Below are 21877 nucleotides of genomic sequence, written 5' to 3'. Positions count from 1 at the left end.
AACCAATATGAAAAATTATTTAAATAGGTGAATACACCTAATTATAAATACTTAAGAATAAACTTAACTCCCACATAAAATTATTTTTAATTTTTTTATTTGAATAAGTAAATCCCCTTAATTTTATTGTATATAAATCAATTAATTGGTTATTTATTATCCTGTTTAATTCTAATACTATTTATTCAATACAAAAAAATGGCCTCATTTCTGAGGCCATTTTATTTATCATTATGACAATTCTTAGAATATTACTTTTCTGGCATCTGCGGCATTGGACGACGGAAACGACGCGTGATCCACACCATATAAAGTATACCAATAGCGCCCCAAACAAGGCCTAATTCCATAGAACCAGGTTCAAGGTTTATCCACAAGACACCCATTGTCGCTGCTCCAATAATAGGTAATATCAGGTAATTAATGTGATCCATTATTCCTTTATTACGGCGCTCACGAATATAGAACTGTGAAATTACAGACAAGTTCACGAAAGTAAACGCAACCAACGCACCAAAGTTAATTAATGCCGTTGCAGTTACTAAATCGAAGAACACTGCGCCTAAGGCTAAGAAACCCACTAATAATACGTTAAATGCAGGAGTACGCCATTTAGGGTGTACATAGCCAAAAGTCTTCTCTGGGAATACCCCATCACGTCCCATTACATAAAGTAAACGAGCAACACCAGCATGAGCCGCCATACCAGACGCTAATACTGTTACGCAAGAGAACACTAAAATAATGGACTGGAATAAAGCACCTGCAACATACAGCATTATTTCTGGTTGTGATTCTTCTGGATTTTTGAATCGTGAAATATCTGGGAAATACAGTTGTAAAAAGTAAGAAACCGCAATAAAGATAATCCCACCAATCAGCGCTGTTAAGAAAATCGCTTTAGGGATAACTTTACCTGCATTTGGCGTCTCTTCTGACAATGTACTGATACCGTCAAAACCTAAGAATGAGAAGCAGAGTATTGTTGCTCCGGTTATCATAGGTATGACTTGCGCATCAACAGACGCAAATGGTCTAAAGGTCCATAACTCCCCTGCACCTTCTCCATTATATACGCCGTGAATAAGTAACCCTACAAACACAACCATTACTGCAACTTGCACAATAACAATTGCTGTATTTAAGTTAGCAACAACGTTAATACCACGTAGGTTAAAGAACGTCATTAAGGCCACTAAACCAAATACAAAGATCCACGGTTCAACGCCCGGGAATATTGCTTGTAAATAGATTTTCGCCAATAAAATGTTGATCATTGGCATAAATAAATAGTCGAGTAAAGATGACCAACCCACCATAAAGCCCACATAAGGACTCATGGATTTCTGAGCATAAGTATACGCCGAGCCAGCTGATGGAAAGCGCTTAACTAATTTTCCATAACTTACTGCGGTAAATAAAATTGCAATTAAAGCAATTGCATACGATGTTGCTACGTGGCCATTGGTAATGCCAGAAACGATACCAAATGTATCGAAAATAGTCATAGGCTGTAAAAAAGCAAGCCCCATCATGACTACCTGCATTAGTGTCAAGGTTTTACGTAGTTGAACTCGATTGTTAGCACCGGTTTGGTTAGTGCCGATAGAGGAGATGACGTTATCTGACATTCGCGAACCCTCCCATAACTTCGGTTTGAGTATTCAATAAACTCAACCGACAGTTACTGGGAAGACTTCGCATCTGCCTATAAACAGAATAGAATGAAGTTTTTAAGGATGTGTATGTGTTCAGGAGACGCCGTGCTCCGTAGTCATCATTACCGCAGGTGCCGTTTGGCCCGACTGCGAAAGAGAATAATTGTACCATATTAGCATTCCTCTATCATGACAACCCTTTCTCTAAGGGGCTGGCTGCTAATCAAATTATGTTATCTATTCAGACTCAAATGAATCTGACCTCTTGGTGTAGTAATAAGTAAAAATGCAAAAAAAAACCGATGCACTTTAAACGCATCAGTCATATTTTTAGTGGGCGCATTTTGCACGTCTCAGACTTAAATAGCAATACATTTTCATCAAAAAGCCCTCTTTTTTTACGATCTTTTCAATTCGCAAACTAAGTCAACATATAACGCCACATTTAATTAACAATTATTGTGATTTTATCACAAACACTAAGATGTAAACATTTAGGAAGATAGAATTAAAATTAAAAAAATAACCCATCAACCATTTGATAAATAAAGACTAATAGATAATTTAGAATTACTGTCAATATCAAACCATCAAAATAAAGCATTTAAAATACATTAATAAGATTAATGCTATATTTTTGTTAAAAACCATTTCTATTTTTCAAAAAAACATTTTTTTAATAAAAAACACCTGTTTTTTATAGGCTTATTTCGCACAATAAAAATGTAGTTAAACAAATTAAGGAAAAAACGATAAATAATACGTAGAAATAACAATCTAGTAGTCAGAATAAAGCGATTGATAAGATGATTTATGAGCTAAATATAAACCTCAATATTTAAATTTTCCAGTACTAATTTTGAACAAATAAAAAGAAATGAATCATAAAAAAAGACTCCACAAGTGGAGTCTTAATGACACAAACCGAGGGTAATTAATTAGAAGTTGTAGTTCAGACCAATATTGTAACGACGACCTTCTAAGGTTGAACCAAAGTTATCACGTTCAATACGACGGTCAAATACGTTATAAACACCACCAATTACATTTAATTGTTTGGTTAAGCTGTAGCTAGTACCAACATCAACAAATGCATAAGATGGTGTACCATTTGCCATACTGGTGCGTGATAAATAATCCGATGTTTTACCACGGAAGTTAATACGCGCCCATGTTTCCATTTCTGGCGTGGTTTCCCAATTTAGGGTCGCATTAGCCATATGGCGAGGCTGTTTATTTAAAGGCTTACCTTTAAAATCACCGCTTTTTTGCTCAGTATCTGTAAAGGTATAGTTAGCAGCAATATTCCATTCTGGTGAAATAATCCAGTTTCCCGTAACCTCAACACCACGCATATTGGCTTTACCAACGTTTATTCTATCACTAACAAAATCGTATTCTTTGCCGTTACTTAAACCATCTTCAGGTCTATTACAGTCACGTAAATTGACATTCTTTTTATTGCCATTTTTATCTACTGTGCTATCACAACGACGGACTTCTGTGATCTTATCTTTAAATTCAGTATTATAAACAGTTACACTTGCAGATAAATTTTCTCTATTATCCCAGATCAGACTGATTTCTTCCGTAACTGATTTTTCTGGTTTCAAATCTGGGTTACCATAAATCACCCCATTACCATTACGACCACCCGTTGCTTGTCCCCAAGTTTTCGTTGCTTGGCGTAAATCAGGTGAACGATAACCGGTAGAGACTCCACCTTTTAACGTCCATTCATCAGCCATATGCCATACGCCATAAACTCGTGGTGTCCAGTGAGTACCGTAGTTTTCGTCTTTATCCATACGTAGACCGCCAGTTAAAGCGAAATCGTTGGTCATTGCCCATTCATTTTCAGCAAATAGTGCCCAACTATAGCGATCTAATTTATTACCACCATCTATCTTATTACCATCATCTTTAAGTTCTTCATAGCGGTATTGCCCCCCTACACTTAAAGTATGATCCCCTAAAGCAAAGACAGTTTGGTTACGCACAACTGTATCGTCATAATCCATTTTGCGAGATGGATTTCGGTTTTCATCACGCTGAACATAAGTATTCATGGTACCAAAATCATAAACACCATCATGAGTTAATGCATAATGGGTTAATTCGTACTTAGAAAAACCATCAGCAGTATCAGAATAACCTTTGCGGTAATCACGATGCTGATTATCTTTTTTAAATTCAAAATCAATCGTATTTTGCTCATCTGGTGTCCAACTTAATGTACCACCACCACTTGACATAATTTGGCGATTATAACCATCAACGCGTTTATCTTCACCACGATGTGAATATTGGCCTTGAACTTTTAAACCTAAAAGATTTTCAACTAATGGTCCTGCAGCATAGAAACTGCCTTGTCCCGTATTACCTTCGTTTTTACGTTCAGTTAATGTGGTATCTGCACGTAAGCTAAAGTTCCACTCTTTTTGCGCTTTACGAGTGATAATATTGATAACCCCACCCATTGCATCTGAACCATATAAAGAAGACATTGAGCCACGTACAATTTCAATACGTTCAATGGCAGGTAAAGGCGGTAACCAACCTTGTTCAATACCCGAGTTATCACTATTAGGACGCGTTTCACGCGAGGCAATACGCTTACCATCAACCAAGATCATGGTATATTTTGCATCCATACCACGAATACTGATATCAGAACTACTTCCACCGCCTGTCACTAATACGCCAGGAACATCTTTTAGCGCATCAGTTACATCACGATAAGACTTAGTTTCTAATTGTTCACGAGTAACAACAGAAACCGATGCAGGCGCATCTTCAACGGTTTGTTTAAACCCAGAAGCAGTTGTAACAAGTAGTTTTTCTACATTTTCAGCTGTTGCAGTCATAACAAAACTAGATGCAATTGCAGCAACAACACTAAGCGCGATTTTATTTTTATTTAACACTACCATTCCCGATTCTCCAAGAATATATATTCTTTACGTTTTATATAGATGGACAGATCGACAATTGCTCAGAAATTAGGGTAATAATTTAATTACCCTTGGTTATTTTAATATTATTTTTATATCCCTATTTACTGCATCCCTATATTTATTTCTTTTCTCTTTTGCTTCTCTATATTTTATCCACTAAACCATCAATAATAATTTGAGGTATTCCTTGTGAACAATATTCCAATCTACCTTGAACACCGTAAACATCAGCAAGGCTTTGTGCTGTAATAACTTTATCTGGCGCACCTTGCGCAATTAATTGCCCTTGTTTTAACATTAATACATGTTCGCCATGTCGTAAGGCGATATTAATATCGTGGACAACAACAACAGTAATAATATTTCTACGGTGTGTCTCTTTAGCGACTAAATCCATTACATGATATTGGTAATTAAGATCTAATGCGCTCAACGGCTCGTCTAATAATAATAAAGAGGGTTGTCTAATCAATGATTGTGCAAGCCCAACTAATTGTTTTTGGCCACCCGACAACTCATCTAAATAACGTAACGCTAAATGCTCAATACCTAATTGACGTAATAGGTGCATTACCTGAGCTTCACTATGTTCATTATGTAATCCACCGGAAGCACGCTGCGCCACAATAATGGATTCTAAAACATGTAAATGAACACCTGCTGGCAATGTTTGTGGTAAATAGACGACATTTTGAGCTCGTTGTGCGAAATTCATCGAAGCTAGATCATTTCCATCTAAACTGACAACACCTGATGATTTATTTAATCCAGCTAATGCTCTTAATAATGTTGATTTTCCACTCCCATTTGGCCCCAATAGTACGGTAACCTTTCCTTTAGGTAATGGCTCAACATCAAGTGCCTTAATGATGAGGTGTTTAGCATAGCCAGCGCTAAAATCTTGAATTTTTAATCCTTCAATCATTAGATATTCCCTCTATGACGTAAAATCATGCTGAGGAAAAATGGCACACCCACCAGCGATGTCACGATACCAACAGGAATAATAACACCAGGTATTAAATTTTTAGATGCAATCGACGCCAATGATAAAACTAAAGCACCGATTAATGCGCTTGCTGGTAAATAGAAACGATGATCTTCACCAAACATCATACGGGCAATATGAGGTGCAACTAACCCAATAAAAGCAATAGGTCCAACAAAAGCAACAGCCAGTGCCGTTAAAATACTGATCCGTAACAATGAGCCTAATCTTAAGCGTTTTACATCAATACCAAAGCTAATCGCCCTGTCTTCACCTAATCGCAATGCGGTTAGTTTCCATGAACTTAGCCATGAAATCACCATAATGACAGCAAAAGCCCCAGCCATAACACCAAGTTTTACCCATGTTGCACGCGCTAAACTTCCCATTGTCCAGAAAACAAGTCCTTGAAGAGTGTCTTCTGTCGCAATAAATTGCATCATTGAAACCAATGCGTTGAAAGTAAACACCATGGCAATACCAAAAAGTACAACACCAGATGTCGGAACACGAGTCCAACGTGTAATTCCATCCAATAACAAGGCTGATAACAACGCAAAAAGAAATGCATTGGCTGAAATAAACCATTGATCAGGAATTCCGGGAATACCAATACCGAGCACAATAGCTAATGCCGCACCAAATGATGCCGCATTTGATAAACCTAATGTAAATGGGCTTGCTAAAGGGTTATTTAAAATAGTCTGCATTTCTGCACCAGCTAACCCTAACGACATACCTACCACCACCGCCATTAAGGCATAAGGTAAGCGAATATCCCATACAATCACTCTTGAACCTGCATCAACAAGCTCAGGCTGAAACAGTGTTGTTAATAATTTATCTAGTGATAAACCTGAAGGCCCCATGGTGAAATCTAACACCACCGAACCACAAATAATTAAAACAATCACACCTAACCATAACATGCGCTTACTCATCATTTTCCGATAATGTACTTTTACATTATCGGATGTGCTTTTTGCTTGTTCTTCTGCGGTAAGTCGCTCTGACATAATGCTCATATCAATTGTTGTACCTAGTCTTTTTTACGTTCTTCTGCTCTTACCTGCGTTTACGTTGGCAAAAGCATACCGTACAACTCATCAGATGCTTTTTATTGCTATGAAGCAAATTATCAATCTGGGACAATTTATCTAACAAAGAAATGAGTCGCTAAATTATTATACGGTGAAACATATTCGCTGTGTAAATTATTACAATGCGATAGGCTATTGATCTGTAATACTGAGAGATAAGAGGACTAATTATTATCAGGCTCATTACATTTAGCATAATATTTACAATCAATAGCGCTGTTATTTTATTAGTTCACAAATTAAATACGCGCTAACAATAAAGCAAATAATAATAATTATCAATACGATTGCTAATATAATTGAAGCTTTTGTATATTTTTTATAATGATTAGATTGGAAAATAAAAAAACGCCCGCTTTAATGTGATTTAGATCACAAAGCGGGCGTCTCAATATACTGAATTATCGGTTATTTTTTATTCGCAATATGTGTTGGAAATTCCATTTCGTTATAACGAATAAAACGAGTTTTCTTCACAATTTTATAAGTAAACCAGATTAACAAAAATAATGGGATACCAATATACGTTGCAATAGCACCATACCAATCAATTGTATCTTCCAAAAACGCTTGGTAATTTTGACCTAATGTAATAATTAGACACAGTACAAAGGCAAAAATTGGACCAATTGGGAAGAAACCAGAGCGATAAGGTAAATCATTTAAATCACGCCCTTGTGCTACATAACCTTTACGGAAACGGTAATGACTAATTGCAATGCCTAACCATGCAATAAAACCCGTCATTCCTGACGTGTTTAATAACCACAAGTAGACAGTTTGGTTTCCATACATTGAGCTTAAGAAACACAGGCCCGCAACAACAGTTGTTGCATAAAGTGCATTACGTGGCACACCATTTTTAGACAATTTGCCAAAACATTTTGGTGCTTTGCCTTCTCTTGCCAGTGTAAATAGCATCCGAGTTGAGGCATACATGCCTGAGTTACCCGCAGAAAGAACCGCCGTTAAAATGACAGCATTCATAATTGCTGCTGCAGACAGTAATCCAGCATTTTTAAAGACTAACGTGAATGGGCTAACGCTGATATCGCCAACATCATTACGTAATAAACTTGGATCAGTATAAGGAATAATTAAGCTAATAATTAGAATAGCAAAGATATAGAACAGCAAAATACGCCAGAAAACTTTACGCACAGCCTTTGGAATATTTTTAGCTGGATCTTTAGATTCTCCCGCCGCGATACCAATTAATTCTGTACCTTGGAATGAGAAACCAACAATCATTGCGACACCAATCATAGCTGCAAATCCACCTGCAAAAGGTGCATCTCCAATTTCCCAGTTATGCCAGCCTGCGTTTTCAGCCCCTTTCATAATACCAGTGATCATCGCAATACCCACAATAATAAAGATAATCACAGTGGAAACTTTGATCAAAGAGAACCAATATTCAGCCTCACCAAATCCTTTTACAGAGATATAGTTAAGCAAGAATATAACGCAAAGGAATAGAGCACTCCAGATCCAACCATCAACATCAGGGAACCAATAGAGCATCACTAATTGTGCAGCAACAAGGTCAACAGCAATAGTAACTGCCCAGTTGTACCAATAGTTCCAACCTAATGCGAAACCAAAGCCTTCTTCTACATACTTAGAACCGTAAGTTGAGAAAGAGCCGGATACGGGCATAAATGCGGCTAACTCACCAAGGCTTGTCATTAGAAAATAGACCATCAGCCCAATTAAAGCATAAGAGAGTAATGCCCCACCTGGCCCTGCTTGAGCAACAGTAGCCCCCGATGCGACAAAAAGTCCTGTACCAATTGAACCACCAATAGCGATCATCGCTAAATGTCGCGCCTTTAATTCTCGGCGCAAAGTCTGCTGTACTGCGCCCGACTTAGCAGTATTTTTTTGTTGTTCTGACATAACATTCCACTTTTATATTCACTTTTCTGACGAGGATTGTAGCAAATCTGTCGTTCGTGAATAGCAAGGATCCATGATTATAAGATACCTTCATAATCGGGCGTCAATTATTAGCAATTTATGAAAAATTGCCGATTAAGTGTTCAGCATTACAATATGTCAGCAATTTTTTCAGTGCATCAGAGACATGTTTTTGGCGATGATAAACCAGATATAAGGTACGTTGTAATGCCAATCCTTCTACTTTTATCTCTTTTAATGAACCGTTATTAATCTGTTCCTCAATAACTCGACGAGATAAACAACTGATACCCATTTCATACATAACTGCGTGTTTTATCGCTTCTGAATTACCCAATTCCATTTCAATGCGATAGCCTGGTAAAGAGGCAAAAAGAAGATGATTAAGAACATCTCGAGTCCCTGAACCATTTTCTCGTAAGATCCAAGGTGCTGATTGTAAATCAGCTAAAGTTACTTTTGCTGCTTTAGCTAAAGGATGCTCTGGTGAGCAAAAAATAACCATTTCATCTAGGAGCCATTTTTGACTAATTAACTCAGAACTTTGACAAGCACCTTCAATTAATCCCAAATCAACCCTGAATTCACTCACGAGTTTAACGACTTCTTCTGTATTACCAATGCTCATTTCTAATGGAATATCAGGATAATTACGATGAAAATTACCCAGCATTTTTGGAAGAATGTAATTACCTATTGTGGTACTTGCAGCAATACGTAAGGCACCATTTCCTGCTTGAAATAGTTGTTCAACTTCGATTGCACGTTCAAGTAAAGATAATGCTCTGGGATAAAGTAATCGACCATGTTCATTCGTAACAAGGCGTTTTCCCACCCTATCAAAAAGCTGTACCCCTAATTGGCTTTCTAGATCAGTTAAAGAAGCACTGACAGCAGATTGAGATAGAGCAAGCTGTTGTGATGCTTGCGTTGTAGAACCACTTTTGAGAACTTCAGTAAAGACTTCCAGTTGCCGCAACGTAATTCGCATGTCCATTCCACCTTTGAGCCATCATTGTAATAACATACTATCCACAAAGCAGTAACATACCAAGTACATTTAAGAAAATACACATATATTACTTTTACTGGTTATTATTATAAAAATAATGAGTTTAATAAATAAGATTGATTGTTATATGCTTATGCAAAATTCATATAAGCAAGGTTTTTCTATGTCAGAGCAAAGTCAACCTATTACATTGGCGAAAAAATGTTTTACTCCAGTCTATCGCTGGCTTCCTGGTTTATTACTAACAGGTGTATTAACTGCGCTTGCTATTTATATTGGTGATATTCCTTGGTTTTCTAGTATGGGGTTAGGCGCATTAACGCTGGCGATCTTATTCGGCATTATTATTGGTAATACGCTTTATCCTGTTGCAAAACCTTATAGTGATGACGGTGTCAAATTCGCCAAACACTATTTATTACGCACCGGTATTATTTTGTATGGTTTCAGACTGACGTTTCAGCAAATTGCCGATGTGGGTGCAACGGGTTTAATTATAGATGCAATTATGCTGACATCGACGTTTCTTATTGCAATGTGGATTGGTCGAAAATATTTCGGCTTAGATGAACAAACAGTGATCTTAATTGGTGCGGGTAGCAGTATTTGTGGTGCGGCGGCTGTTATGGCGACAGAGCCGGTTGTTAAAGCACAAGCAAGCCAAGTAGCTGTTGCGGTATCTACTGTTGTGATTTTTGGGACTATTGGTATTTTCCTTTATCCTTGGTTCTATCACTTAAATGCATTTGCTGGCTGGTTACCATTTACAGAAGAAACCTTTGGTATTTTTTCAGGTTCAACCATCCATGAAGTAGCTCAAGTCGTTGCCGTAGGACACTCAATTAGCCCTGACGCTGAAAATGCAGCCGTTATTAGTAAAATGATCCGCGTAATGATGTTGGCACCATTCTTAATTATTCTTTCAACTTATTTAAGTAAAAAGAAAAGCAAGGCAAACAATGGCGCACAAGTAGCTGAAAAAAGCCCAATCACTATTCCTTGGTTTGCCGTATTTTTTATTTTAATGGCTGGCTTTAACTCTTTAAATTTAATTCCAGCGTCTATTGTTAGTTACATTGTTACTATCGATACCATTCTATTAGCAATGGCAATGGTGGCATTAGGTTTAACAACACATATTAGCGCTATCCGACAAGCAGGCGTCAAACCGTTATTGTTAGCTTTATTCTTATTCTTCTGGTTAACCCTTGGTGGTGTGATAATTAATATCTTTATTCAAACTGTGTTGATGTCTTAATAGGAATATCGATAAAAATTCATCCCCTTTAAAATTTCGCCTTGAGAAGTTCTTTTCATTATTGCGCAACTATTCTTAGTTGCGCTTTTTTGCTTTTATCACCTCAATATTATGTTATATGCTGTATGTTTGTTATCATGGTGTAAAATAAATCTAAGGAGAGAAATAATGAAATTTGTTGGCGCACATGTCAGTGCTGCTGGTGGTGTTGATCAGGCGGTATTACGCGCACATGAAATCAAAGCCACTGCGTTTGCTCTTTTTACTAAAAACCAGCGCCAGTGGAAAGCCGCACCATTATCCACAGAAGTCATTGATAAATTTAAAAAGAACTGTGAACTTTATGGTTATGGCCCTTCTCAAATTTTACCCCATGACAGTTATCTAATTAATTTAGGCCATCCTGAAGAAGAAGCGCTTGAAAAATCAAGAGACGCATTTCTAGATGAAATGCAACGTTGCGAACAACTTGGCATTGAATTACTTAATTTTCATCCTGGTAGCCACTTAAATAAAATTGATGTTGATAAGTGCTTACAAAAAATAGCTCAGTCAATCAACATCACTTTAGAAAAAACAAAAAATGTTACTGCTGTTATTGAAAATACAGCTGGCCAAGGCACTAATTTGGGTTATCGTTTCGAACATCTTGCGGCGATTATTGACGGTGTTGAAGATAAATCTCGCGTTGGTGTTTGTATTGATACTTGTCACACCTTCGCTGCTGGTTATGATTTAAGAACCCATGAAGAGTGTGAAAAAACCTTTGCAGAATTTGAAAAAATCGTCGGCTTTCAATACTTAAAAGCGATGCACTTAAATGATGCTAAAAGTGAACTAGCAAGTCGAGTTGACCGTCACCATAGCTTAGGCGAAGGTAATATTGGTAAAGTACCTTTTAGCTATATTATGCAGGATAAGCGTTTTGATGGTATTCCACTAATTTTAGAAACAATTAATCCTGATATTTGGCCTGATGAAATTGCCTGGTTAAAATCACAACAAACCTAAATTTGGTATTCTTTGCGGTTTATCTCAAAATAAACCGCAAAGAGCATTATTTAATTGGTGTTAACTCAATTTTAGTCATCATCTGAGCAAGTTGACTTCTATCTTTAATTCCAACATCAGGCTGACTCACAGATAACGCAGAGATGGCCGTTGCTAAACGTAGCGTATGTTCACTAGTTTGGCTCATCAATAAACCGTAAACTAATCCCGCAACCATAGAATCACCAGCTCCCACAGTGCTTACGACATCACAATACGGTGGTTTAGCTAGCCAAGCACCTGAAGCATTTACCCATAATGCCCCCCTTTCTCCTAATGAAATAACAACATGTGCAATGCCCTTATCCCTCAATTGATGCGCTGCTTTAATAATATCTGTCATTTCAGTCAGTGAATGTCCAACCCAGGCTTCTAACTCCCTATGATTCGGTTTTATTAACCAAGGTGCGGCTTTTAATCCCGCCACTAATGCATCACGACTACTATCAAAAATAATACAAGGGCACAACTGCCTTAATTTAATCATCCACTGTGTAAAAGCTTCAGGATCAACACCATTCGGTAGGCTGCCACTAACAACCACCATATCAAAATGCCCCAGCCAATTAAGTGAGTCTACTGCAAAGCGTTGCCAATCTTGTGGTGATACTGTAAACCCTGAAAAATTAAAATCAGTAACCTGCCCTTTTCCTTCCGTCAATTTCACATTAATACGTGTACGGCCAGATACCAGATAAAAACGGTTAGCCATCCCATTTTCACTAAAAAAATGCTGAAACTCTTCTTGATTTTCGCGTCCCATAAATCCGCTGACGGTAATATCTATCCCCAAATCACGCAAGACTTTCGCGACATTATTACCTTTCCCTGCGGGATTAAGTCCAGCTGTTCGGACTAAATTAACACCACCTACGTCAATCGCTGAACAAGCACCAACAAGATCATAGGCAGGATTTAAAGTGATCGTAGCGACACGGCGACTCATGTCTTTACTCTCCAATCGTTTTTATTATGAATATTTAGGGGCTATATATAGCACTAATTAACCTTTAATTCAGTGAAATTGCATCAGTTCTCCTTGACTCTTACTCTTCGCCAAGGACAATAACGCTCATAAAAAATGACTTAGCTATCCGTTATCAATAACTATATAAAAAATAAGGAGCCTAGAATGTCAGTTGTGGTCGGTGTTGGCGTGATTATTGTAAATGAAAAAGGTGAAGTGTTATTAGGAAAACGCTGTGGCACACACGCACCTTATTGGTCAATTTTTGGTGGTCATGTCGATGATGGTGAAACTTTTGAACAATGTGCCATTCGCGAAATAAAAGAAGAAATTGGCATTACTATTACATCACCTAAAGTAATTGGTATTAGTAATAACTTAGAAACTTACCAATTAGAAGGCAAACACACAGTTTCTATTTGCATGATTGCACAATACCAAGGCGATGAGCCCAAATTAATGGAGCCAGACAAATGTTCTGAGATCCGCTGGTGTTCTCCGAATGATTTACCTGAACCTCATTTTGAAGCCAGCCGTAATTCCATTACATTATGGAAAAATAAACAATTTTACCAAGGCTAATTTTCTCCTATCACCCTCATTATTCTGAATAATTTTTGTTCAGAATAATGGTTTCAACGTTTAATCTTGCTTAAAAAAACACTTATTTAACTCTCAATTTCTTTATCATTTCTGATAATGCTTACACTAATCTATTGATTTATATGATCGCCTCCTTCTACTGTATTATTTTTACTCACTTTTTTCTTTTATAAAGCACAATAACCTCTATTTACACTCTGAATACAAACGTGTATTCTTTACACCATCAAGCTAGTACGTTGAGTCAATTTAATAAGGACATCTTATGTCAGAAGTCACATCAATAACAAAGCGTCCATCCATACTTGGTGGCGCAATGATCATTGCAGGCACCGCTGTCGGTGCTGGCATGTTTTCCATTCCGATTGTGACTTCCGGTGTCTGGTTTACCGGGTCTATTTTTTTGTTAATTTATACTTGGTTTTGCCTATTTATGTCGGGATTAATGATCTTAGAAGTGAATCTTCATTATCCTCTAGGTTCAAGTTTTCACACCATCACCAAAGATCTATTAGGAAAAGGCTGGAGCACTATTAATGGGCTTTCCATTGCGTTTGTGCTTTATATTTTAACTTACGCTTATATTTCTGCGGGTAGCTCCATTATCGTACAAAATTTTGCAGGCATCATCAGTGTATCGCAAGCTATTGCGGGCTTAGTCTTTGCATTAATTGTTGCTTTCTTTGTTTGGTTATCAACACGTGCAGTGGATAGATTAAGCACCATTTTAATTGGCGGTATGGTAATTGCGTTTGTATTAGCCATTGGTGGATTATTTACAGAAGTAAAAATGCCTGTGTTATTTAATACAAATGAAAGTAATGCGAGTTACTTGCCTTATGCTTTAGCTGCACTCCCTTACTTACTGACCTCATTTGGTTATCATGGCAATATTCCAGGCTTAGTAACGTATTACCGTAAAGATGGCAAAGCCGTCATGAAAAGCTTGTTGATTGGTACACTGATTTCACTGGCAATTTATATTTTATGGCAGTTTGTTGTACAAGGTAATATTCCTCGTGAAGGATTCAAGCAAGTCATTGCTGATGGTGGGAATATTGGTAATTTATTAGCACAAATGCGTTCAACAACTGCCAATGCGACTGTATCACTGTTACTAGATTTGTTCTCTTATATGGCATTAGCAAGCTCATTCTTAGGTGTTTCATTAGGATTATTCGATTACTTAGCGGATTTCTTTAAATTTTCCAATACAGGAAGTGGTCGATTTAAATCTGCACTTGTGACGTTTATACCACCGACTATTTTAGCTATTATTTTCCCTGATGGTTTCTTATATGCCATTGGATTTGCAGGACTCGCAGCAACTATTTGGGCTGCAATTATTCCAGCCTTAATGGCAAAAGCCAGTCGCCAACGTCATCAAGGTCAAAGCTTTAAGGCTCCAGGTGGTATGTTTATGATTGGATTTGTTATTTTGTTTGGCATCATCAATGCTAGCGCACATATTTTAGCAAACTTTAATCTTCTTCCTATCTACCGCTAATCACTTCACTAAAAGCCAGCATTGCTGGCTTTATTTTTTCATCAAATCTTATAAAAAAATTACGTGAATAACTTGCCAAGTTTCTGCACTGCGAGTAATTTTGTCGCCATTATCATCAATGTTATTTAATGGAAGGTTTTATATGGCAAAAGCCAATGAAATTAAGCGTGGTATGGCTGTTAGTTATAACAACAAATTATTACTGGTAAAAGATATCGATATTCAAGCACCAAGTGCTCGAGGCGCAAGTACTCTGTATAAAATGCGTTTTACCGATATCCGTACAGGCCAAAAAGTAGAAGAACGTTTTAAAGGCGATGATATGGTTGATACCATCAACTTAACTCGCCGTGCTGTTAGCTTTTCTTACATTGATGGTGATGAGTATATCTTTATGGACAACGAAGATTACACTCCTTATACCTTCAAAAAAGATCAAATCGAAGATGAATTACTGTTTATTCCTGAAGAAGGCTTAGCGGGAATGCAAGTATTAACAATGGATGGTCAGGTTTTAGCATTAGAGCTGCCACAAACTGTTGATATGGAAATTGTTGAAACTGTTCCAGGTATTAAAGGTGCATCAGCAAGTGCGCGTACTAAACCGGCAACATTACCAACAGGATTAGTTATTCAGGTTCCTGAGTATCTTTCTACTGGCGATAAAGTGCGTATCCATATTGCAGAACGTCGCTATATGGGACGAGCTGACTAATCAATAGTCAAAACATCTACTCATTAGCGTATTGCTAATGTTGCTCTAAATAGGTCAGATAATCGTAAGAAACCCAATGTGACAAACGATTATTTGACTTGTTTATCTTTGTTACTTTTATCTACACCCCATTGATGCTTTAAAAGTATTGAACGTCAATAACGCCATTTTTTTGCGTATCATCCATCCAACGGATCTCTGCTTGGCCCATATCTTGAGGCAAAATAATCATTTGTTGGGATTTATCAAAAGAAGCAGGAACAATGGATTGAGTAGATGTAAACACTTTGTTGTGTTTGTAACACTGGTATTCAGCTTTATCTAATGTGAAATTCATTTCACACGCAGGATCAACAATCGCACCCCGCAGATAAATCTGACCTGTTGTTTGCATGGGATCAGATGCCCAAGCTAATGATATCGAACTGGAAACGAGAAGACTGCATACTACGGTCAGATATTTTCTCATAACGACCTCACTTCTTGTTTGCGCTAGCAGGTATGAGGATCACACCCACCCGACATATTTTCATCATAGCAATAAAATATGACATTCATATAGACATAAGAAGAATATTTGATGTCTATCAAATATAAGTGTTCGATGTTTATAAATAAGAAATCAACGTTGATCAAACTTAAGTCAAATATTTGTACCTTTAATAACTGTTTTATAAAAGCATTAAAATTTTATTTAATTAATACAATTATTGTTATTATTCTAATCTTATGCGATTAATTATAAACAATATTCATTATAGCTAAATTGTCATTAATCCACTTAATATCCATAGAACCTTTGTTGTTAATCAATTTCGAGCTGAATTGCTTATTCCTTTCTAACTTATATTGAGACTCTTGCATTTCACTACCATTCCAACACTTTGTTTTAAAAGTATTTTTATCTGTATCCATTAAACAATTGCCCTCAACAATCGCACCAACAAAAGTGATTGTTCCGGAGCCTATAACTTTATTTTCCTTACCAAATGAAGGTGCGCTTAATAATAAAGACAAGCACATAGATGCAATATAAAGCTTCTTCAAAACTAATCTCCTCTGATTATTGGGCGTAGAAATCTGACAAGCCAATATGTTATTAAAGTCATAACTAATATCGGCTTGTTACTTTATTTATTTAATTTTTATCTTTAATTAAAGAATAGAAAAAAATTATAAGACGCTCAAATTAAGACTACCAAGAAAAAACACTCTAAATTTAAGTTAAGTAAGAATGAACAGAGATAACAAAAACGAAACGAATAGATAACATTTATCTAAGCAATAAATTGCAAAGATATATTTTTTTATTTTGACTATAGTCCTATAATCAAACTTAAACTTATTGTGATCTAGATCACCAAAAACATGTGAAATTTGTCATTTGATTACTATGAAACTTTCTAATTTTTACCAAAAAGCCGTCGCTATTTTTCTACTTAACCTAGTGGGCCTCATTATTTTCCTCTCTTGGTATCTTCCTGCACAACATGGATTTTGGCTATCAATAGACACTCATATTTTTTATTATTTTAATCAACATATTTTGCCTGATACTTTTTTCGCAACTTTTGTGGCTTACGTTAATAATAGAAAATTTGATTTAGTCATTTTGTTAGCTATGGGCGCACTTTATTACAATACTTTTCGTCAAAAAGATTATAAAGGTAAACGCCATCTTATAATTGTAGGATTAGTGATGGTGATCAGCGCTGTACTGATTAATCAAATTGGACAAAACATTCCAATAGAAAGACCCAGCCCAACACTTTATTTTCAAGATGCACATAGAGTGGGTGTTGTAACTGGCATTCCAACAAAAGATGCCTCTGGTGACAGCTTCCCAGGCGATCATGGCTTAATGTTACTTATCTTTTGTAGCTTTATATTACGTTATCTTTCATTCCGCGCTTTCTTATGGGCACTACTTATTACCGTTGTGTTCGCATTACCACGAGTAATGGCTGGTGCACATTGGGCTTCTGATATATTAGTGGGTTCTATTTCTTTAACTCTAATCACAACAAGTTGGTTATTAATCACACCATTATCAGATGTTATTGTCAGACAATTAGAAAAATATCTTCCATTTAAAAAATAAAAGAAAAATACCTCTGATTAATTAAAAAAGAATAAGTGCAAACATAATGGCACTTATTCTTTTGGTCATTTTTTGACATTTAAATGATATTATGATGACAAAATGAGATCTATTTTAAGTATTAGCACTTTATTATCTAATGTTTTGTAAATTAAACCTCATTTCTCTCGCCATTTAACGCCTATTTCTGTACACTTTTCTGGTTTCCTCATTATTTATTGTTTAATGTGGATATTTACGTGCTTTAGAGCACGTTTTTCGCGAAATAGGGTTGCCAGAGTTAAATTACACTATATTCTCTGGTTATTTGGTGAATAATTCAGGTGCGCTTCTGCACGTAAGGATGTAAGGGAAATCTGTCACAATGAGAACAAAACCGTATATGAGAATGCTTAAGCTCATACCGGCGTTCATTGTTGTAGCTACGCTATCGGCCTGTAGCTCACAGAACGCAAATTCACGCTTAGCGAATTCAAGCACTACCCCACTTAATACATCATCAAGCACTTCTATTTCCCAAGCATCTCAAGATGAATTTGAATCATTGGTGAAGAATCTCGATATAAAATCTAAGATACTTGACCAATATGCAGACTGGAAAGGCGTCGCTTATCGCTTAGGCGGAGATACTAAAAAAGGCATCGACTGCTCTGCCTTTGTACAAAGAACCTTCCTTGACCAATTCGGTGTAGAACTACCTCGCTCAACCTCAGACCAACAATTCTCAGGTACTCAGGTTAACAAATCAAAATTACAAGCAGGTGATTTAGTTCTATTTAAAACAGGCCGCACTATGCGCCATGTTGGTATTTATATTGGAAATGATAAATTTGTACACGCATCCACCAGCAATGGTGTGACAGTGTCAGAAATGTCTAATATTTACTGGAATAAGCGTTTTTATGCGGCAAGACGTGTTATAGAAAACAATGATGCAACCCTTGCTGAGAACAACTTTTCAAAAAGTGTATTAAGATAATTTATTCCCTTATATCTTATTGCAAATAAAAAGCCTCATTATCAAATAATGAGGCTTTTTTGTGTTCTTTCGTCATTTTGTAAATCACACAATCATCACGTCAGTTTTATAACAATAGGTAATGTTATAAATAAGAATACGCTGTTGGAAATGGTTCAGCAATGGCAACACCTGCATTCTTTAAGCAACACAGCGCAGCACATTCATCATCACTACATAAAAAAAGACATGGCACGCCATCCCACTCAATCACAACGCTATCAATATGGAGATTACTCAGATACTGACGCAAATTCTGTATTGCTTCATCCAGTGTCATACCATCATGACTTAATAATTTTAAGCCAATCAGTGTATTTTGCTTTCCAGCATCATTTTCAGGCAGTATCTCTACTCTTGTACCTGCAAAACCTGCTAGCCACCGATAACTCAGCGGCAGCTTATGAACTACCGAAAGTTGTACATTATCCACAAATCAATCCTGTTTCATCAACACGTTAATTTAATACATCATCAATACGAGTTTGAACTGACTTGCTCACACGTCATATTAAAACCTTGCTAATCATAAAACACAATTATTACAATTATTTTACAAAAAAAACGAAGAGACGTATCAAACCATTTATTTAGCTTAGCGTTTGTACGTATTCATTTCTACGATGATTAATCTCTTCAATTATTCTTTCATTTTTTTAACATTTTATCAACTATATAAAATAATTGTATAAAATATTACGCATTCAAGTAAAACAATTCATCAATTTTTATCACTATGTTTCATACCAACAAAACAATAATAGATGATTATTAAAATAAATTTTACTTAATTTAACAAAACAACAACATTGAGTATTGATTCAAATCAAAAAAGCACACTAATTTGAAACGATTCATGAAGTACAGTAGAGGAAAATGTGGTCTATTCAGGGGAAGTAAAGGAGAAAAAGGAGAAGCACGCTATAAATTTCTCTTATTTATAGCGTGATATTCTTATTTGTAACGGCGCGCAAGTAAAATAAAGCCCATAGCAAATAGCACACAAAAAGCCATAGCACTTACCATTGGCCATTCTGATTTTGCTGGGAACATAGCAATAGCCGTTCCAACTAAAGCTCCAACACCAAAGCGTACAGTTCCTGCCAAAGAAGAAACCGTTCCAGCCATATGTGGATAATCATCAAGAATAACAGCCATGGCGTTTGATGTGATCATTGCAATACCACCAACATACATCGCTACTCCCACAACGAGATAATAGAAATGTAAATTAAGGGCAACAACTAATAATAGAAAGATCCCCATAATACATTGAATGGTTAGCCCTAAACGCAACATCTTCAACGCACCAAATCGGCGAACATATCGCCCATTTATGCTTGTCATGACAATTAAAAAGATAATATTAAAACCAAAGTACAAACCAAATTGATCGAATGGAATACCGTGTAATTCAATATAAACAAAAGGCCCTGCACTCAGAAATGAGAACATACCAGCAAAAGAAAAACCTGACGCCAGAATATAACAAAGAACACGACGAGTTCTAAACAAACTAATAAATTGGCTAAATGTTACTCTTAGGCTAAAGCGCTGACGACGCTCTTTGGGTAAGGTTTCAGGAATATAAAATGCAATTAATGCACCCGCAATTACTGCTGCTATCGCAATACTCCAAAAAATAGCATGCCATGAAAACCAATTCATCACCCAAGCACCTAGTAATGGTGCTAATAAAGGTGCAATCGTCATCACCAATGCAACGAAAGACATACTTCTAGAGAAATCATCTCTAGAGAACATATCTCTCATTAATGCATTAATAACCACACTCGCAGCAGCTGCCGCAAAGCCATGGAGAAAACGCATACCAATTAGCATATCAATAGATTCAGATAATGCACATGCACTAGAGGCAAAAGCAAAAACAATCACACCGCCCAAAATGACAGGCTTACGTCCCAAACTATCCGCCATAGGACCATAAACGAGTTGCCCAATAGCAAAACCAAAAATATAGATACTTAATGTCATTTGCACTTTACCGCTAGGCACACCAAAATCTTGTGCAATAGTAGGTAAGCTTGGCAAATACATATCTATAGCCAATGGCATAAGCATGGAAATAAGTCCCAATATTAAAATGAGACTAAGGTACGACGAACGTTGCTGTTGCACGCAGATAAACTCCCAAAGACGACAGGACAGATAATAATTATTGAGGTAAGTGAATGCTGTTGATCTCTTCTTCTGTTAATGGACGATATTCGCCCTCAGTTAAAGTTTCATCTAATGTAATATCCCCAATACGCTCACGATGTAATGCGCTGACATGATTACCCACAGCAGCAAACATACGTTTTACTTGATGATATTTGCCTTCACTAATTGTGAGTTTCACTTCTGTAGGTGTAATAATTTCTAATTTAGCGGGTTTAGTCAGATCTTTTTCGCCATTCAGTTGCACACCTTTTTGGAACTGTTCAGCAACACCTTCAGCAATTGGCTCTTCCAATGTGACATGATACGTTTTTTCGCAATGATGTTTTGGCGCTGTAATGCGATGTGACCACTGACCATTATCAGTCAATAATACAAGCCCCGTTGTATCAATATCTAAACGTCCAGCGGCATGTAATTTATATGCCAGAGGCTCATCAATAAAATAAAGGATAGTTGGATTAACTGGATCATCTGTTGAACACACATAGCCAATAGGCTTATTCAACATAAAATAACGAGGCCCTAAAATCTGGGTTAACACATTGCCGTTATAAGCTACTTCTTGTTCTGGTGCTATTTTGGTGGAACCGCTTTTTACCATTTCACCGTCAATTGTTACAAGCCCTGCTCTTAACTCACGAAGTATCAAGCTACGGCTAATCCCCAATTGCTGGGATAAAAATTTATCTAATCGCATGAATTTCTCTGAAAAATGGATGAATACCATCTGATATGAGGTATCTATTAAAAATGAATATTAACAATAAAACAACTAATTAATTTATAAATAAATTATTACATCCTTTACTTATCAAACACCACTTACCTTATTCGCGCTA

Annotated in this window: 20 protein-coding genes; 7 read left to right on the top strand and 13 right to left on the bottom strand. The window is 36.6% G+C overall.

The annotated features are described in order from the left end of the window. Nucleotides 1-251: 251 nt before the first annotated feature. The 7 genes from LW139_RS08020 to yieE form a co-directional block, all read right to left on the bottom strand. Nucleotides 252-1631 carry an APC family permease gene (locus LW139_RS08020; RefSeq protein ID WP_166540629.1) on the bottom strand — a complete coding sequence of 460 codons (1380 nt, stop codon included), beginning with the start codon at nt 1629-1631 and terminating at the stop codon, nt 252-254. Then, on the bottom strand, nt 1621-1830 hold the full coding sequence (locus LW139_RS20715; RefSeq protein WP_071788546.1) for a hypothetical protein: 210 nt from the start codon (nt 1828-1830) through the stop codon (nt 1621-1623). Before LW139_RS20715 ends, LW139_RS08020 begins: the two co-directional genes overlap by 11 nt. Nucleotides 1831-2596: 766 nt before the next feature. Continuing rightward, nucleotides 2597-4591, bottom strand: a complete 1995-nt coding sequence (locus LW139_RS08015) for a ligand-gated channel protein (protein WP_166540630.1) — start codon at nt 4589-4591, stop codon at nt 2597-2599. A gap of 166 nt (nt 4592-4757) precedes the next feature. After that, nucleotides 4758-5540 carry an ABC transporter ATP-binding protein gene (locus tag LW139_RS08010; protein ID WP_166540631.1) on the bottom strand — a complete coding sequence of 261 codons (783 nt, stop codon included), beginning with the start codon at nt 5538-5540 and terminating at the stop codon, nt 4758-4760. Beyond that, on the bottom strand, nt 5540-6547 hold the full coding sequence (locus tag LW139_RS08005; RefSeq protein ID WP_409076910.1) for a FecCD family ABC transporter permease: 1008 nt from the start codon (nt 6545-6547) through the stop codon (nt 5540-5542). The genes LW139_RS08010 and LW139_RS08005 overlap by 1 nt, the downstream gene beginning before the upstream one ends. Before the next feature lie 564 nt (nt 6548-7111). Continuing rightward, nucleotides 7112-8602, bottom strand: coding sequence for an amino acid permease (locus LW139_RS08000; RefSeq protein ID WP_247851013.1), 1491 nt, complete (start codon nt 8600-8602; stop codon nt 7112-7114). Between the two features lie 118 nt (nt 8603-8720). Next, nucleotides 8721-9614: a DNA-binding transcriptional regulator YeiE gene (yieE, locus tag LW139_RS07995; RefSeq protein WP_247851012.1), complete on the bottom strand. Its 894-nt coding sequence runs from the start codon at nt 9612-9614 to the stop codon at nt 8721-8723. 184 nt (nt 9615-9798) lie between these two features. On the opposite strand from yieE, the gene LW139_RS07990 reads away from it, so the two are divergent. Next, on the top strand, nt 9799-10893 hold the full coding sequence (locus LW139_RS07990; RefSeq protein WP_247851011.1) for a YeiH family protein: 1095 nt from the start codon (nt 9799-9801) through the stop codon (nt 10891-10893). Nucleotides 10894-11061: 168 nt separating this feature from the next. Further along, nucleotides 11062-11904 (top strand): deoxyribonuclease IV, encoded by an 843-nt coding sequence (gene nfo, locus LW139_RS07985; protein WP_166540635.1) that lies wholly within the window; start codon nt 11062-11064, stop codon nt 11902-11904. Nucleotides 11905-11950: 46 nt separating this feature from the next. Here the strand turns inward: nfo and fruK are convergent, their stop codons facing one another. After that, a complete protein-coding gene (gene fruK / locus LW139_RS07980; RefSeq protein WP_109408885.1) occupies nt 11951-12889 on the bottom strand; it encodes a 1-phosphofructokinase in 939 nt (312 codons plus the stop codon). A 186-nt stretch (nt 12890-13075) separates the two neighbouring features. Between fruK and LW139_RS07975 the strand changes: the two genes are divergently transcribed. The 3 genes from LW139_RS07975 to yeiP all read left to right on the top strand — a co-directional run bounded on the left by LW139_RS07975 (nt 13076) and on the right by yeiP (nt 15735). After that, on the top strand, nt 13076-13492 hold the full coding sequence (locus LW139_RS07975; RefSeq protein WP_109408884.1) for a nucleotide triphosphate diphosphatase NUDT15: 417 nt from the start codon (nt 13076-13078) through the stop codon (nt 13490-13492). Between the two features lie 286 nt (nt 13493-13778). Further along, a complete protein-coding gene (gene mtr / locus LW139_RS07970; protein WP_109408883.1) occupies nt 13779-15020 on the top strand; it encodes a tryptophan permease in 1242 nt (413 codons plus the stop codon). 142 nt (nt 15021-15162) lie between these two features. Next, nucleotides 15163-15735 carry an elongation factor P-like protein YeiP gene (gene yeiP, locus LW139_RS07965; protein WP_072069938.1) on the top strand — a complete coding sequence of 191 codons (573 nt, stop codon included), beginning with the start codon at nt 15163-15165 and terminating at the stop codon, nt 15733-15735. Nucleotides 15736-15874: 139 nt separating this feature from the next. On the opposite strand, the gene LW139_RS07960 is transcribed toward yeiP, so the two are convergent. Together LW139_RS07960 and LW139_RS07955 are read right to left on the bottom strand one after the other, a co-directional pair. Beyond that, nucleotides 15875-16204, bottom strand: coding sequence for a hypothetical protein (locus LW139_RS07960; protein ID WP_109408882.1), 330 nt, complete (start codon nt 16202-16204; stop codon nt 15875-15877). Nucleotides 16205-16470: 266 nt separating this feature from the next. Continuing rightward, nucleotides 16471-16782, bottom strand: a complete 312-nt coding sequence (locus LW139_RS07955) for a hypothetical protein (RefSeq protein WP_109408881.1) — start codon at nt 16780-16782, stop codon at nt 16471-16473. A 346-nt stretch (nt 16783-17128) separates the two neighbouring features. On the opposite strand from LW139_RS07955, the gene LW139_RS07950 reads away from it, so the two are divergent. Beyond that, on the top strand, nt 17129-17836 hold the full coding sequence (locus LW139_RS07950) for a phosphatase PAP2 family protein (RefSeq protein ID WP_166540637.1): 708 nt from the start codon (nt 17129-17131) through the stop codon (nt 17834-17836). Between the two features lie 364 nt (nt 17837-18200). Beyond that, nucleotides 18201-18815 (top strand): bifunctional murein DD-endopeptidase/murein LD-carboxypeptidase, encoded by a 615-nt coding sequence (mepS, locus tag LW139_RS07945; RefSeq protein WP_166540638.1) that lies wholly within the window; start codon nt 18201-18203, stop codon nt 18813-18815. Nucleotides 18816-18939: 124 nt separating this feature from the next. On the opposite strand, the gene LW139_RS07940 is transcribed toward mepS, so the two are convergent. The 3 genes from LW139_RS07940 to rsuA form a co-directional block, all read right to left on the bottom strand. Next, nucleotides 18940-19287, bottom strand: coding sequence for a YejG family protein (locus tag LW139_RS07940; protein ID WP_072069943.1), 348 nt, complete (start codon nt 19285-19287; stop codon nt 18940-18942). 521 nt (nt 19288-19808) lie between these two features. Continuing rightward, entirely contained in the window at nt 19809-20993 is a 1185-nt protein-coding gene (locus LW139_RS07935) for a Bcr/CflA family multidrug efflux MFS transporter (protein WP_109408879.1), read from the bottom strand. A gap of 37 nt (nt 20994-21030) precedes the next feature. Continuing rightward, entirely contained in the window at nt 21031-21735 is a 705-nt protein-coding gene (gene rsuA, locus LW139_RS07930) for a 16S rRNA pseudouridine(516) synthase RsuA (RefSeq protein ID WP_247851010.1), read from the bottom strand. Nucleotides 21736-21877 lie beyond the last annotated feature (142 nt).

This window comes from Proteus vulgaris (assembly GCF_023100685.1).
Classification (GTDB): domain Bacteria; phylum Pseudomonadota; class Gammaproteobacteria; order Enterobacterales; family Enterobacteriaceae; genus Proteus.
The sequence above is the reverse complement of the archived record's forward strand: the minus strand, read 5'-3'. Positions and strand labels throughout refer to the sequence as shown.

What these genes read in the sequence shown, in the direction of transcription:
- mtr (WP_109408883.1), top strand. Translation starts at nt 13,779, where the DNA reads ATGTCAGAAGTCACATCAATAACAAAGCGTCCATCCATACTTGGTGGC.
- nfo (WP_166540635.1), top strand. Translation starts at nt 11,062, where the DNA reads ATGAAATTTGTTGGCGCACATGTCAGTGCTGCTGGTGGTGTTGATCAG.
- LW139_RS08015 (WP_166540630.1), bottom strand. Translation starts at nt 4,591, where the DNA reads ATGGTAGTGTTAAATAAAAATAAAATCGCGCTTAGTGTTGTTGCTGCA.
- LW139_RS07990 (WP_247851011.1), top strand. Translation starts at nt 9,799, where the DNA reads ATGTCAGAGCAAAGTCAACCTATTACATTGGCGAAAAAATGTTTTACT.
- rsuA (WP_247851010.1), bottom strand. Translation starts at nt 21,735, where the DNA reads ATGCGATTAGATAAATTTTTATCCCAGCAATTGGGGATTAGCCGTAGC.
- yeiP (WP_072069938.1), top strand. Translation starts at nt 15,163, where the DNA reads ATGGCAAAAGCCAATGAAATTAAGCGTGGTATGGCTGTTAGTTATAAC.
- LW139_RS20715 (WP_071788546.1), bottom strand. Translation starts at nt 1,830, where the DNA reads ATGGTACAATTATTCTCTTTCGCAGTCGGGCCAAACGGCACCTGCGGT.
- LW139_RS08000 (WP_247851013.1), bottom strand. Translation starts at nt 8,602, where the DNA reads ATGTCAGAACAACAAAAAAATACTGCTAAGTCGGGCGCAGTACAGCAG.
- LW139_RS08020 (WP_166540629.1), bottom strand. Translation starts at nt 1,631, where the DNA reads ATGTCAGATAACGTCATCTCCTCTATCGGCACTAACCAAACCGGTGCT.
- LW139_RS07960 (WP_109408882.1), bottom strand. Translation starts at nt 16,204, where the DNA reads ATGAGAAAATATCTGACCGTAGTATGCAGTCTTCTCGTTTCCAGTTCG.
- LW139_RS08010 (WP_166540631.1), bottom strand. Translation starts at nt 5,540, where the DNA reads ATGATTGAAGGATTAAAAATTCAAGATTTTAGCGCTGGCTATGCTAAA.
- mepS (WP_166540638.1), top strand. Translation starts at nt 18,201, where the DNA reads ATGAGAACAAAACCGTATATGAGAATGCTTAAGCTCATACCGGCGTTC.
- fruK (WP_109408885.1), bottom strand. Translation starts at nt 12,889, where the DNA reads ATGAGTCGCCGTGTCGCTACGATCACTTTAAATCCTGCCTATGATCTT.
- LW139_RS08005 (WP_409076910.1), bottom strand. Translation starts at nt 6,547, where the DNA reads ATGATGAGTAAGCGCATGTTATGGTTAGGTGTGATTGTTTTAATTATT.
- LW139_RS07950 (WP_166540637.1), top strand. Translation starts at nt 17,129, where the DNA reads ATGAAACTTTCTAATTTTTACCAAAAAGCCGTCGCTATTTTTCTACTT.
- LW139_RS07975 (WP_109408884.1), top strand. Translation starts at nt 13,076, where the DNA reads ATGTCAGTTGTGGTCGGTGTTGGCGTGATTATTGTAAATGAAAAAGGT.
- yieE (WP_247851012.1), bottom strand. Translation starts at nt 9,614, where the DNA reads ATGCGAATTACGTTGCGGCAACTGGAAGTCTTTACTGAAGTTCTCAAA.